The organism is Streptomyces sp. NPDC101393 (genome assembly GCF_044767385.1).
Classification (GTDB): domain Bacteria; phylum Actinomycetota; class Actinomycetes; order Streptomycetales; family Streptomycetaceae; genus Streptomyces.
Genome location: NZ_JBIWNU010000016.1, coordinates 1 through 13,101, shown reverse-complemented (window position 1 = coordinate 13,101; position 13,101 = coordinate 1). Strand labels below are relative to the sequence as shown.

14 protein-coding genes and 1 pseudogene are annotated in these 13,101 nt (G+C 71.7%); 7 read left to right on the top strand and 8 right to left on the bottom strand.

The window, feature by feature from the left end:
* Positions 1-197 precede the first annotated feature (197 nt).
* The 3 genes from ACIRQ7_RS34855 to ACIRQ7_RS34845 all read left to right on the top strand — a co-directional run bounded on the left by ACIRQ7_RS34855 (position 198) and on the right by ACIRQ7_RS34845 (position 3,229).
* Positions 198-713: a hypothetical protein gene (locus ACIRQ7_RS34855; protein WP_404266542.1), complete on the top strand. Its 516-nt coding sequence runs from the start codon at positions 198-200 to the stop codon at positions 711-713.
* 108 nt (positions 714-821) lie between these two features.
* A complete protein-coding gene (locus tag ACIRQ7_RS34850) occupies positions 822-1,934 on the top strand; it encodes a PLP-dependent cysteine synthase family protein (protein WP_404266541.1) in 1,113 nt (370 codons plus the stop codon).
* A complete protein-coding gene (locus tag ACIRQ7_RS34845) occupies positions 1,931-3,229 on the top strand; it encodes an MFS transporter (protein ID WP_404266540.1) in 1,299 nt (432 codons plus the stop codon). The genes ACIRQ7_RS34850 and ACIRQ7_RS34845 overlap by 4 nt, the downstream gene beginning before the upstream one ends.
* 93 nt (positions 3,230-3,322) lie before the next feature.
* On the opposite strand, the gene ACIRQ7_RS34840 is transcribed toward ACIRQ7_RS34845, so the two are convergent.
* The 4 genes from ACIRQ7_RS34840 to ACIRQ7_RS34825 form a co-directional block, all read right to left on the bottom strand.
* Positions 3,323-3,535: a hypothetical protein gene (locus ACIRQ7_RS34840; protein ID WP_401475586.1), complete on the bottom strand. Its 213-nt coding sequence runs from the start codon at positions 3,533-3,535 to the stop codon at positions 3,323-3,325.
* Between the two features lie 328 nt (positions 3,536-3,863).
* Positions 3,864-4,043 carry a hypothetical protein gene (locus tag ACIRQ7_RS34835; RefSeq protein ID WP_401475589.1) on the bottom strand — a complete coding sequence of 60 codons (180 nt, stop codon included), beginning with the start codon at positions 4,041-4,043 and terminating at the stop codon, positions 3,864-3,866.
* Between the two features lie 372 nt (positions 4,044-4,415).
* Complete coding sequence (locus tag ACIRQ7_RS34830) at positions 4,416-5,054, bottom strand: DNA polymerase ligase N-terminal domain-containing protein (RefSeq protein WP_404266539.1); 639 nt, start codon at positions 5,052-5,054, stop codon at positions 4,416-4,418.
* Between the two features lie 765 nt (positions 5,055-5,819).
* Positions 5,820-6,239, bottom strand: a complete 420-nt coding sequence (locus ACIRQ7_RS34825) for a PPOX class F420-dependent oxidoreductase (RefSeq protein WP_401475595.1) — start codon at positions 6,237-6,239, stop codon at positions 5,820-5,822.
* Between the two features lie 173 nt (positions 6,240-6,412).
* Here ACIRQ7_RS34825 and ACIRQ7_RS34820 point away from each other — a divergent pair, with 173 nt between their 5' ends.
* On the top strand, positions 6,413-6,625 hold the full coding sequence (locus tag ACIRQ7_RS34820) for a hypothetical protein (RefSeq protein WP_404266538.1): 213 nt from the start codon (positions 6,413-6,415) through the stop codon (positions 6,623-6,625).
* A gap of 203 nt (positions 6,626-6,828) precedes the next feature.
* On the opposite strand, the gene ACIRQ7_RS34815 is transcribed toward ACIRQ7_RS34820, so the two are convergent.
* The 3 genes from ACIRQ7_RS34815 to ACIRQ7_RS34805 form a co-directional block, all read right to left on the bottom strand.
* Entirely contained in the window at positions 6,829-7,104 is a 276-nt protein-coding gene (locus ACIRQ7_RS34815; protein WP_404266537.1) for an isoamylase early set domain-containing protein, read from the bottom strand.
* 180 nt (positions 7,105-7,284) lie between these two features.
* Positions 7,285-7,587, bottom strand: a complete 303-nt coding sequence (locus ACIRQ7_RS34810) for a DUF6479 family protein (RefSeq protein WP_404266536.1) — start codon at positions 7,585-7,587, stop codon at positions 7,285-7,287.
* Between the two features lie 106 nt (positions 7,588-7,693).
* Entirely contained in the window at positions 7,694-8,410 is a 717-nt protein-coding gene (locus tag ACIRQ7_RS34805; RefSeq protein ID WP_404266535.1) for a TetR/AcrR family transcriptional regulator C-terminal domain-containing protein, read from the bottom strand.
* A gap of 229 nt (positions 8,411-8,639) precedes the next feature.
* Here ACIRQ7_RS34805 and ACIRQ7_RS34800 point away from each other — a divergent pair, with 229 nt between their 5' ends.
* Positions 8,640-10,274: a CocE/NonD family hydrolase gene (locus ACIRQ7_RS34800; protein ID WP_404266604.1), complete on the top strand. Its 1,635-nt coding sequence runs from the start codon at positions 8,640-8,642 to the stop codon at positions 10,272-10,274.
* A 7-nt stretch (positions 10,275-10,281) separates the two neighbouring features.
* On the opposite strand, the gene ACIRQ7_RS34795 is transcribed toward ACIRQ7_RS34800, so the two are convergent.
* A complete protein-coding gene (locus ACIRQ7_RS34795) occupies positions 10,282-11,271 on the bottom strand; it encodes an EamA family transporter (protein ID WP_404266534.1) in 990 nt (329 codons plus the stop codon).
* An 84-nt stretch (positions 11,272-11,355) separates the two neighbouring features.
* Here ACIRQ7_RS34795 and ACIRQ7_RS34790 point away from each other — a divergent pair, with 84 nt between their 5' ends.
* The gene (locus ACIRQ7_RS34790; protein ID WP_404266533.1) at positions 11,356-12,267 is read left to right on the top strand and encodes a LysR family transcriptional regulator; all 912 of its coding nucleotides are present in this window, start codon (positions 11,356-11,358) and stop codon (positions 12,265-12,267) included.
* A 282-nt stretch (positions 12,268-12,549) separates the two neighbouring features.
* Positions 12,550-13,101 (top strand): annotated as a pseudogene (locus ACIRQ7_RS34785) (hypothetical protein); the annotation flags it as partial.

Genomic DNA, 13,101 nt, shown 5'->3' with positions numbered 1-13,101 from the left:
TCGATGTGTCACTGCGGTCCGCCACGGCCCCCCGGCCGTGGTCGTCCGTCCTGTACCCGACCGGTTCACGGCGTCCGACCTCTCACGCCTGCCGTTTCCCCGTGCGGCGCGGGTGGTCGACGTCCTCTCGTCGTCCCCCACCCCCTCTGACCTCGCCGTGTGCGTTCCGGTGAGGTCAGTAGCCGCACGGAGGATCTGTGCTGCCGCGCACCGTCATGCTTCTCGCCCCGCCCCGGGACGCCCGCTTCCCCAGGAAGCGCCGGCGCGTCTGGGCCGCGCTGAGCGTCCTGCTCCTCGCGCTGCCGGGCTGTTCCGCCTGCCACTGCCTGCTGCGTGCGGGAGAACCGCCGCCCAGGGCCCCGGCGGCGGTGTCGACCCTTCTCCCCGCCGGGAACTCCCTCCTTGTCGAGAACTCCCTCCCCACCAGGGAGTCCCGCCCCTCCGGGCACCTTCTCGACGCCGGACAGCGGGACCTGGCCGGGCCGCACGACGCCGGGTCCCCCGAGCACCAGGAGCGCTGTCACGGGGCTGCTCGTGACCCGCTCGCCGTCACCCCGCACCAGCCCGCCCGCGCCCCCTCACCCGCCGTCCCCGGAACGCTGCCGGCGCCACCGGACGGCACGGATGAACCCGGCCGCACCCGTACGGCACGCAGCGGGAATCGGAGCGGTGGCCGTGCCGCGCTCACCGCCAACTGCCGGTGGCGCATATAGGAGCCGCCCGCGTCGGCCACCGCCGACGCCTCCCGTGGCCGGTCCCGCCCGGGGCCACGCGCACGCGAGACGCGCCCGATTCCCTGGCCTTCACCGAACGAGAGCGAAATGATGCCCTCTCTGATCACGAGTGACTTCACCCCCGCCGGCTCGACTCTTTCCGGACTCGTCGGCAACACCCCGCTGCTGCGGGTCTCCCGCCCCTTCACCTCGCCCGACCGCGGATTCTGGGCCAAGCTGGAGGGCTTCAACCCCGGCGGAATCAAGGACCGTCCGGGTCTGCACATGGTCGAACGCGCCCGCGCGCGCGGCGAGTTGCTGCCCGGCCGCCCGATCGTCGAGTCGACCAGCGGCACACTCGGCCTGGGCCTCGCGCTGGCCGGCATGGTGCACGGGCACCCCGTCACCCTCGTCACCGACCCGGGCCTGGAGGCCTCGATGACCCGGCTGCTCGCCGCCTACGGCGCGACCGTCGACATGGTGGCCGAGCCCCACCCGGTCGGTGGCTGGCAGCAGGCCCGCCGCGACCGCGTCACCGAACTGCTCGCCGCGTACCCCGGATCCTGGTGCCCCGACCAGTACAGCAACCCCGACAACGTGGCCGCCTACACCCCGCTCGCCCTGGAACTCGCCTCCCAGGTGGGCCATATCGACGTACTCGTCTGCAGCGTCGGGACCGGCGGGCACTCCGCGGGCATCTCGCGGGTGCTGCGCCAGCTCTACCCCGAGCTGCGGCTGGTGGGCGTGGACACCGTCGGCTCGACCATCTTCGGCCAGCCCGCATGGCCGCGCCTGATGCGCGGCCTCGGCTCCAGCATCTACCCCCGCAATGTCGCCTACGGGCATTTCAGCGAGGTGCACTGGGTGGCCCCCGGTGAATCCGTGTGGGCCTGCCGGCAGTTGGCCGCCTCCCACTACGCGACGGGCGGCTGGAGCGTCGGCGCCGTCGCCCTGGCGGCGGGATGGCTGGCCCGTACCCTCCCGCCCGAGACCCGCATCGTCGCGGTCTTCCCCGATGGACCCCAGCGCTACCTGGAGACCGTCTACGACGACGGGTACTGCGCCGAACACGGACTGCTGGGCGGGGAACCGGCATCCGAACCGGACGTGGTGGACCGCCCCGACGAGAAGGAGGTCACCCGCTGGACCCGCTGCACCGAGATCACCGACCCGCTCGCGCTGATGGCGGAGACGGCCGGCGCCGAAGGCGGGGCACGATGAGGACGACGCTCGCGCAGGTCCGCTCCTACGACCGCAGTGTCCAGCTGCTGCTGGTCAACCAGTTCACCATCAACCTCGGCTTCTACATGCTGATGCCCTACCTGGCCCAGCACCTGTCCGGAAGCCTCCAACTGGCCGGCTGGCTGGTCGGGCTCGTCCTGGGCGTGCGGAACTTCAGCCAGCAGGGCATGTTCCTCATCGGCGGCACCCTCGCCGACCGGCTCGGCTACAAGCCGCTGATCGTCGCCGGTTGCGTACTGCGCACCGTCGGCTTCGCCACCCTCGGTCTGGTCGACTCCGTGCCCGCGCTGCTGGCGGCGTCCGCGGCGACCGGATTCGCCGGCGCGCTCTTCAACCCGGCGGTGCGCGCCTACCTGGCGGCCGACGCGGGCGAGCGCCGGGTCGAGGCATTCGCGCTCTTCAACGTCTTCTATCAGGCGGGCATCCTGCTCGGTCCGCTGGTGGGAATGCTGCTGACCGGCTTCGACTTCAGGGCCACCTGCCTCGTGTCGGCGGGAATCTTCGCCGTGTTGAGCATCGTGCAGATCCGGGCCCTCCCGGCGCGGACGGCGGACGACGGCCCCGGCCGCGATGCCGGACAGCGGGGGAGTGTCCTGTCCCAGTGGCGGTCCGTCGTGACCAATCGGCCGTTCCTGCTCTTCTCCACGGCCATGATCGGCTCGTATGTCCTGACCTTCCAGGTCTATCTGGCGCTGCCGCTGGAGGTCCGGCGACTGGGCGGCGAGGGCGAGTTCGGCACGGTCGCCGTGGCGGTGCTGTTCGCCGTCTCCGGGCTGGCCACGATTCTGGGCCAGACCCGGGTGACCGCCTGGTGCAAGGACCGGGTGGCGCCGGGGCGGGCACTCGCCGCCGGGTTGCTGATCATGGGCTTGGCGTTCGCGCCGCTGCTCGCCGCCGCGGCGCTCCCCGTGCCCGGCGGCGGCCCCGGACGCTGGCTGCTCGCCGCCGTACCGCCGACACTGGCCGCGCTGTTCCTGGCCTTCGGCACGATGATCGCGTACCCCTTCGAGATGGAGACCATCGTTCAGCTCTCCGGAGACCGCCTCGTCGCGACGCACTACGGCCTCTACAACACCATCTGCGGCATCGGCATCACGCTGGGCAACCTGCTCACCGGCGCGACCCTGGACGCCGCCCGGAGGGCCGGGATGTCCGCGGTGCCGTGGCTCGCGCTGCTGCTCCTCGGCCTCGTCTGCTCCGGTTCCCTGTACGGACTGCACCGCGCCGGCCGCCTGACGCGACCGTCCCCCGATCCCGAACCCGCCGTGGCCTGAGGGCTGTTGGCGCCGGGCGGCTGCTTGCCGCCGCCGACGTCCGGCCGGCAGTCCCCGAGGGGGACTGCCGGCCGGAAAGGCATGCTCCGCCCCTCAAGGGAGCATGAAGAACCCCAGGATCGCGACGATGAGGAAGACGATGAGAATGACCACCCACAGGAAGCGAAAGCCCCCCTCCGGGTCTTCCGTTCCCCCACCCCGAGGGCGGTCTTCCGGCATGGTCGCGTCAGCGGGCCGGTCGCGGGAGTAGAAGTCGTCGTCGTTGCCGTTGTCGGTCATCGAGAACACCACCTTCGTCGAAGGCATCGGGTCCTCCGGTGTGGGGATCCCTCACCGCATTTCCCATTCTCCTCCTTCGAAATGGCGAAGCAAAGAGCGTTCTCCGCGTCCCACAGCGGAATAACCATGATCAGAGCGAGCACAATCGCCGTATCGAGGTAAAGTAAAGGTGCGAAGTCCTGCGGCCTCCCCCGTCCGCGGGGCTTCGTTATGTGCGGGGCCGGATATGGGTGCGGCCTGTGCGGCCGGTTATGCGCGGGGTTCCGTTGCGTCATGACCCAAGAACGCTGCCGCTGCGCCGTCCGAGTGGCGGCGCAGCTGGATCCGGGTCCGAGCGGGCCCTGAACTCGCAGGCTCAGTCGGAATCGGAGCGCTTCTCCTGAGGGTCGACACCGGTGTGCGCGTCGGCGTCCTTGCTGCCGCTGGGACGACGGGCGGGCCCACGAGGTCCTTCGTCGTGCATCCCCTTTTCGCCGGACTTCCCGCCTTGCTGCTCGCCCCGGCGGGAATGGCTCTTGACGGTGTCTCCCGTCACCCCTTCCTCGCTTTCCTTGGAACGGGGTGTACGAGGTCCCGGCTTGGGCGCGTGCTTTTCCGGGTGGAAGGACCGATGCGCGCTCGGATTGTCCTGCTGGCGGGTCTCGTCCACGTCGGGGGACCAACCGTGCTGGTGGGTGCCCTTGTGTCGGCTCGGACCCTCTCCATGCCTGGGCTGTGAACCTTTGTCGTTCTCGGCCATGGAACTCACCGCCTCCGCCTTCGTGCCGTCCTACCCCACCCTCATCGCGGCGACCGGGCGGCCGAGCGGGGGTGAAACCTCCCTCTCGGCCCTCGCCGCCGCACCGTGCAGAGCGGTGGTCTCCTTTCCACCTTCACCCTGCCCGCAAAGGCGCGCATCTTCTTCCTCTCACCGCTCCTCGTCGGCGGCCACCCGCTTCAGCGTGCGCCCGCTGAGTACGGACCGGGCTCGCCGGGGGTCGGGAACGGGGCGTCGCCCGGCCCGGTCATCGTCCTCTTTGACCAGCAGCCAGGCCTCCCGTTCCCCTGCACTCTCGCCGGAGCGGAAACGGGTGAGCGCATAGCCGCCCCGGAGTTTGCTTCCGTGCAGCCAGAACGAGGCATGACCCCTCTCCAGCGCCTGGCCGAACGAGAGAGGACGGCCCTTCTTCTTCCGTGCCAAGGGACGGTAGCCGCCGTGATCCCAGACGATCACCGCGCCCGCGCCGTATTCGCCTTCTCCGATGACGCCTTCAAAGGTGCGGTATTCCAGCGGGTGGTCCTCCGTCGGCATGGCCAGCCGTTTGTCGTGCGGGTCAACGGACGGCCCCTTGGGGACGGACCAGGATTTCAGTACGCCGTCGACCTCCAGCCGGAAGTCGAAGTGCAGGGTGCTCGCATCGTGGATCTGCACGACGAATCGCGGCATCTCCCCGGCGGACTCCTCGCCACCGTTCGGCTCGCCACCGCTCGGCTCACCCGTCCGGTCGAAGTGACGTTTTCCGCGGTACGCCGCCAGGTCCTTACCCCTGTCGATACTTCCGTCCATGCCCCGCTGCCTTTCCGTTCGAAATCCGCACCCTTCACTGTGAGGCGCGCCCGGCGGAGCCGCATGTGCGCGGACGGAGCCGCAAGGTGCGTGGACGGGCAGATGCGTGTACGTGAGGGGACGCGGGAGCCGCGCGCACGAGAGCCTTCGACGGGGGACGGGCCCCCGTCCGCTGTTCAGAAACGGCCGACTCGGGAGGGCTGCCCGCGGGGAGCCGGAACTCGGGTGGGTGAGTTTCCGGATCTTGTCGTCGGGCACGTGCACAGGGAACGGCCGTGTTGAGGCAGTCCTCGGCTTCCGGGCCGGGAGGCGGGGAGCCGTCGCGGGGCGGAAGGTTGCCAGATGCGCCGAGAGGGGCGTATCGCGTCCCGCATCCCATTCCGCGGACCAACTCTGGAGGAACCCATGCAGGTCGCCACGTACGTGAACGCCGTCGGCACGGCTCCTGCCGAGCCGGCACCGCCGCCGGTGCCCACACCGGGAAGGCCGCCCCTGCAGCCGGATCCTGACGCCCCGGAGCCGCCGCCCGGCCCCCAGGACCCCATGCATCCCGATCCGGGTCCGGTTGTTCCCGACCCGGGCACGGAGCCGGAACCGCAGCCCGGACCGCGGTAGAGGCGGCGGCACCGGGCCGGGGGCGAGGCTCCGGTAGGTCTGTGCAGGCCCGCGCAGGTCTGTGCAGGCCCGCGGGGACCGCGTTTGTTCAACGGCTCGGAGGCGCGCGGCCACCGTCGCAGGGACGAGGTCACCGTCGTAGGGACGAGGTCACCCCGGCTGGTCGTTGTCCTTGAGGGACCCCCAGCCGTGCCAGCGGTCGACCTCGATCCAGGCGGTGACCCGGCTGCGATCCCGCTGCGGGTACGGCTTGCCGAGGTAGCGATGGGCCAGCCGGTCGATGTCCGCCAGTTCGCGGTCCTCCTGGAGCGCGACGACGCGGCCGATGATGCTGATATGCGTGTACCAGTTGCCGTCGTCGAGCACGGTGAGCGTCACTCGCGGGTCATTGCGCACATGCGTCAGCCGTTTCCGGCCTTCGTCCATGTTGACCATCACCCGGCCGTTGTCCCAGAGGTACCAGGTGGCCGTGGACACCGGCTGGCCATCCGACCTCAGCGTCGTGATGACGGCAGGATTGGCCTTTTCCAGCATGGTGACTGCCGATTCGGGAAGCGGCGGCTTCGACATGGAGCACACACCTCACTACAAGGGGATTCGGGTCAAGAAAATGATCGTCCTTACCCGGCAGCACCGCCAACTCCCCGCCGTCGACCGTTAACCGCTCACCATCAACCGCTCTCCCCTGTCCGTTCACGTCAACCGCCGACCCGCCCCGACGACGTTCCGCAAAGAGGCTGCGTATGAACACCTTGGACACGCTCAAGAGGCTGATCACGCTGGGGGGCCGGCGCCGCTCGGTCCCCGGCGCCGACGACGGGCCGCCCGCGCCGGCCCCCGAACCGTCCCAGGGGCGCGCGGGCCGCGACGCCGCCGGGGAGCAGGCGCAGAACGCGCCGCCCGGTGGCGCCGCTTCGACGGCGGATGAAGCGAAACCGAGGCGGCCGCGCGGCTGAGGCGGTCCTTGACCTGCATGCCCTGCCGCCCGGCTCGCGCCGGGGGCGTCGATGCGTCGTCGATGCATCGGAGCGGTCCGCCGCGTGCACGGGAGCCGGCGATTCTGCCGAAGGGCTCGGCGTCGGACAGGGGCGGAACACCGGCCGCCGATCCATGGGCCCCTACCTGCGCGGCGGACTCGTCCGGACGTCAGCCGTCCAGGTCAGGTGTGCAGCACGCTGTTGTGGCCGTCGTGACCGTCGGCGTGGTCGTCGTCGAACCAGTTGTCACCGTGCGCGAGGTAGCGGAAGGAATAGCGCTGCTCGCGGGGGAGGGTCAGGGTGACGGCGCGGGCGCCGTCGGTCCGTACGACCAGCGGGTGCGCGCCGGGCTGCCAGTTGTTGAAGTCGCCGACCACGCTGATCTGTTGGGCGGGGTGGTCCGCGGCGACGACGAAAGTGATCTTGGTGTGCTTCTTGTTCGGGGAGCGCTCCAGCATCGGATATCACTTCTCCTCGGTGCGGGGTCTTGGCCTGGAGCCAGCCTGTCCGGCCCGTCCGGGAGCCGTCGCCCACTGATACGCCAACGGAGCGGGCCCGTCACCCGACAGGCCCACTCCGGTCACGACCGTCACCGCGGTGAGCGTCCCCCCCCCGCACGGACGCGGCGCTGACCGCCCTCAGCCGGACTCGTTCCGTTTGTCCGGGCGGGTGCCCGTGCTCCGCAGTTCGGAGGGCTTTCTGCGGTGCCCGTCCTGAGGAACCTCGTCGGCCTCACGGGTCTGGATTTCGTACTCCGTCGGATTCTGCGGTGGCACCGGCTGCTCCTCCGGCCGTGGCGGACGCGGCGCGCGGGCGCGCCGCCTGCGTCCGTACAACACTGCGCCGATCAGCAGCAGTACAACGACGACGCCCACCACGAACGGGCCGATGCCGACGGCCACGTCGTGTGGCGCGGCAAGCTGGATCTTGGGGGTAGCCATGCCGGGGGCGTACCCGTCGCTTCCGCGCTCATGCATGGCCGCGTGCGGCGGGACGCTCGCGGCGGAGTGACGCCTGCGCCCCCACTCCCGAACCGGCGTGAGGGGATCAGCCCGTGTCGAGCCCGTCGATCAGCCGGTCGAGGAAGCGGGCGAACGTGGCGTCGGGCGTGAGGGGCCTGGCGGGGGCGGCGAGGGCCTCGGCCAGCTCCGGATGGTGGCCGTCGGCGGCGACGGCGGTGAGGTAGCGGGCCTCGGCCGCCGCGCGGTCGGGTCGGTCCGCGGCAGCGGCCTGCGTGATCTCGTACGCGACATGGCCGGAGACGAAGCCGGTGAGCTGGCTGAAGACCTCCAGCTTCGCGGCGCCGTCCAGCCGGGTGGGGCGCAGGGCGGCGAGCGCGTGTTCCAGGAAGGCCAGGGTGCGGGGGCCGAGGACACGGCGGGTGGACAGCGCGGCGGGGAGCCAGGGGTGGCGGAGCATCAGGGCGCGTTGGAGGTGGGCGATGGTCTTGAGGTCGCCGCGCCAGTCGCCGGTGCGGGTGTCCGGCAGCGGGAGTTCGCCGCTGACCTGGTCGGCCATCAGCTCCAGCAGCGTCTCCTTGTCGGCGGCGTAGCTGTAGAGGGACATGACGCCGGCCCCGACCTCGGCGGCGACCCGCCGCATGGTGACCGCCTCCAGCCCTTCGGCGTCCGCGACGGCGATGGCGGCGGCCGTGATCGCCTCCCGGCTGAAGGCGGGTTTGCGGCCTCTGCGGGGCTGACGGGGGCTCAGCCACAGCTGCCCGGGGTCGACGCTTCCGGTGCCGGAGCGGTCGTCGCTGGTCACGTTCGTTCCTCTTTTCCCTTCCTCGGCGCCTCGGCGGCACCGGGCGGCGTAGGGCGGTGGGTGGCCCATCATCCCCCGTAGCTTATTCTCGTACTACGTACGAGAATGTTGGAGGGGAACGATGACACCACACCCGCGCCCGCAGCCCCGCCCGAACCCGCACCGGCGGGACACCGCGTCCGCGTCCCGCTGGGCCCCGCCTTCCGGGAAGCCGCCGCTGTCCGCACGGATGATGCGGGCGACCTGGCGCAACCTCCCGCCCAAGCGGTACGACGCCGGTTGGGAGCCGGGGCTCACGGTGCCGGCCGCCGACGGCAGCCCGTTGCGCACCGACCACTACTTCCCCCGCGCCCAGGGCGACTTCCCCACCCTTCTCGTCCGCTCGCCCTACGGCAGGGGCGTGCCCTGGTCCCCCCTGTACGGCATCCTCTTCGCCGAACAGGGCTTCCACGTGGTCCTGCAGAGCTGCCGCGGCACCGCGGGCTCCGGCGGGGAGTTCGGCCTCTGGCGCCACGAGGCGGCGGACGGCCGGGCCGCGGTCTCCTGGCTGCGGGAACAGCCCTGGTTCACCGGAGTCCTCGGCACCATCGGCCCCAGCTACCTGGGCTATGTCCAGTGGGCGCTCGCCCTCGACCCGCCACCGGAGCTGCGGGCCATGGTGATCCAGGTCGGACTGCACGATCCGCACGCGTATTTCCACGCCGGCGGGGTGCTCCAGCTGGAGAACGCCCTCATCTCCGGCGTCGGCATGACCTACCAGCACCGCGGCGTGGCCTCCTTCGTGCGGGCGCTGCTGCGCCTGCAGCGCCGGTTGCGGGCGATCGTCCGGGAACGGCCGCCGCACGGGGCGTACACCACCGGGCTGGGAGACGTGCCCTGGCTGGAGGACGCGCTCACCCAGGCGGAGCCGGACGACCCGTATTGGCTCGGCACCTCGGTGGGCGAGGCGGCGGAGCGGCTGCGCGTGCCCACCGCCTTGGTGACCGGATGGCACGACGCGCTGGCCGACCAGACCATTGAGCAGTTCGCGCGGCTGCGCCGGGCCGACTGCGAGACCTCCCTGTTGGTCGGCCCCTGGACGCATACGTCCGCACTGCAACAGGGCTGGCCCGAGGTGTTCGCGGAGAGCCTCGGCTGGCTGCGTGCGCACCTGTGTGCCGACGCCGGCGGTCTGCGCCCCACCGCGGTGCGGGTGCACGTCGGGGGCGAAGACGTCTGGCGGGACCTCGACGACTGGCCGCCCGCCCCGGCCGCGACCCCCTGGTTTCCCACCCCGGACGGACATCTCACCCGGCAGGCCCCCACGGACTCCGCACCGCTGGCGTCCTTTTGCCACGACCCGGCCGACCCCACGCCGTCCGTCGGCGGGCCGCTGCTCTCCCGTGGTGCCGGCCCCCGCGACAACCGCGCTCTCGAAGCCCGGCAGGACGTCCTGACGTTCACCGGCCCGCCGCTGGCCGAGCCCGTGGACGTCCTCGGTGCGGTCTGCGCGCGGCTGCGGGTGTCCACGGACACCGGATACGCGGATGTCTTCGCCCGCCTGTGCGACGTGGACGCACAGGGCCGTTCCACCAACGTCTGCGACGGGCTGGTGCGGCTGCGGACCGCCGGGCAGGCGTCCGCGGCGGTCACCGTGCCGATGAGCTCCACCGCGTACCGCTTCGCCGCCGGTCACCGCATCCGCCTGCAGATCAGCGGAGGCGCCCACCCCCGCTACGCACACCACCCCGGCACCGGGGAGCCGCCGGCCGACGCCACCGCCGTCGTGCCGGTACGCATCACCCTCCACGCGGACTCGGCGCTGATGCTGCCCCGAAGCGCCGACGTCCCGCAGTCCGACGCGGTGAAGGAGCCGCGCGGGTAGCCGTTTCTCAGCGCCTGCTCGGCGCGCACTGCCCGTCGCCGATGCCGCGGGTGCCTCCCGGCGCCTCCTGGTCGGAGGGGGCCGGGCCGGGGAGGGGGGTGTCGTCGTGCGGTGCGGGTGGTTCCGCCGTGGTGGCGCGGGCGCCGATGCCCGCGATCACGACGAAGGCGACGCCGGCCGCGGGCACCGGACCCGGTATCTGGCCGAGCACCAGCAGGCCCATGAGCAGCGCGATGGCGGGCTCCAGGCTCATCAGGGTGCCGAAGGCGGAGGTGGTCAGGTGGCGCAGGGCGCGGAATTCGAGGATGAACGGCACCACGGGGCTCAGCGCGGCGAGCCCCAGCATGACCAGCAGCAGCGGCCAGGTCGCGTGGCCCAGTTCCGACGGGCCGGCCACGAGCATGCCGAGGACACCGGCCACCGGCATCGAGACGGCCAGCCCCTTCAGGCCGGTGACCTGGTCGCCGACGCGTTGGGTCAGCAGGATGTACGCCGCCCAGCAGGCCGCGGCGGCCAGCGCGTACCCCAGGCCCGCGGGGTTGACGCCGCCGTGCCAGGGCTCGGTCAGCAGCACGACCCCGAGGGCGGCGGGCGCCGTCCAGCGCCTGCGCCCGCCGCCCCGGCCGCACAGGGAGACGCCCAGCGGGCCGAGGAATTCCAGCGCGCTCGCGGTGCCCAGCGGAATGCGGGCGACGGCGAGCGTGAAGAACAGCATCATGCCGGCGGTCACCGCGCCCAGCAGCACGCACACCGGGAGATCCCGGCCGGTGAAGTCGCGGGGACGGGGCCGTATGAGGACCAGCAGGAGCACCCCCGCCCACCCGAGCCGGAGCCCGGCCGTACCCAGCACGCCGAGCCGGTCGAACAGCGGCACGGCCAGGGCCAGCCCGAGCTGGACACCCGACATGGAGGCGAGGGTCATCAGCGCTCCGGCCTCGGCGCCGCGCAGGCGCAGGCGGTCGGGGCGGGGGCGGGACAGGGGTTCCAACGAGCTCATGGGCCTCAGTAGAGGCCCTGGGCATCGTTCACGTCCACGTGCCGATCATGGACGTACCGTTCGGGAATCCTGGACAATGGTCCGATGGAGACACGACGGCTGCAGCTGTTGGTGGAGTTGTCCCGGCTGGGGTCCATGCGCGCGGTCGCGGACCAGGTGGGCGCCACCACCTCGACCGTGTCGCAGCAGATCGCTGTCCTGGCCCGCGAGATGGGCACCGCGCTGATCGAGCCGTCCGGCCGCCGGGTGCGGCTCACCCCCGCGGGCCGCCGGCTGGTCGAACACTCCCGGACGATCCTCGCCTCGGTCGAGGCCGCGCACCTCGACCTGCGGCCCGGCACGGAGCCCAACGGCACCCTGCGGGTCGCCGGCTTCGCCACCGCCATCCGCACCGTTCTGCTGCCCGTCGTCACCGAACTCGCCGTGAGCCACCCGCAGGTCCACGTCCTGATCCGGGAACACGAACCCGCTGAGGCGCTGACCCTGCTGGCCGCGGACGAGACGGACCTGGCGCTCACCTACGACTACACGCTCGCACCGGCCTACGACGACCCCACCGTGCGGGCCACCCCGCTGTGGACCGCGGAATGGGGCCTCGGAGTCCCCGCGGGGGCCGATGCCGGCGCCGGGACGACGCTGGACGTCTTCGCCCGCTTCCGCGCGCACGACTGGATCGTCAACTCCCGTAACCCCGCTGACGAGACCGTCATCCGCACGCTTGCCTCGATGGCCGGCTTCACCCCGCGCGTCACGCACCAGGCCGACAGCCTCGACCTGGTGCAGGGCATGATCGTCGCGGGCCTCGGTGTGGGGTTCCTGCCTCTCGGCCACACCACGTTCGAGGGCGTGCGGATCGTCCCGCTGACCGCCCCGCACGTCGAGCTACGGGCGTACGCCGTCGCCCGCCACGGCCGACTCGACTGGCCCCCGCTCGCTTTGGTGACCGACCTCCTCAGCGGCCGGGCCGGGGGAGGCCTGCCGAGGGCGGACAGGTAAGGGCCGTGGCCGTGGCCCAGGGTCCTTGCGTGAAGGGCCGCCGCGTGTGCGGAAGGCGATGGCGGGCGACCGGGAGTTCTGCCCTGCGCGCACCCCTGAAGGCTCGGTCGCGGTGGAGGTCGGGAAGGAGTTGAGGCACGATGCGGGACGGCCCACAGTCCAGGTCAGTATCATCGCGCTGACTCAGGATGCCCTGAACGGTTGGCGTCGCGGGACGTCCCTGCCGCCCCGGGCGTCGCGTGGGTCCGTCCAGCCTCACCTCTCCCGCTTGGAGTCCGCCGCGTGTCAGTCACCGGAACAGCGCCTGACCGGGCGAGGCAGCTCTTCGCGTCCCTCGTGATGCCGGCGCTCTTCGCCGTCCAGGCCGTCGCGGCGCTGCTTCCTCACCTCCCGCTGCTGTTCGCCGCCTCGGTGCTGGGCCTGGGGACCGATATGTACCGGCACGGTCTGCTCGTCGGTCCCTCCGCTTCACCGGAGAAGGTCACCGTAGAAGTGACGACACGTCAGTTCATGCGGGATATCCTGATGTTGGTCGGGCTGCTGCGCGCCGAGATCCTGGACCTGCTCCCGGGCCAGGCATTGCTGCTGATCGCCTTGCTGCTCTTCTATGGCACGCATTTCGTGTGCCAGGCGGTGGCGGTGCTGGTGCGCAGGACGCGGGCGCTGCCGTTCGTGACGCGCAACATCGATGCGTCGGCGTTGCGGCTGTCGGATGCGCCGCCTCGGATCCTGTCACGGGAGACGGGCCGGCGGCTGTTGCGGTTCGCGGTGCCCAGCACGGTGGGCATGATGCTGACCGCGATCACCACCGACGCGTACTGGGGCGGTATCGGC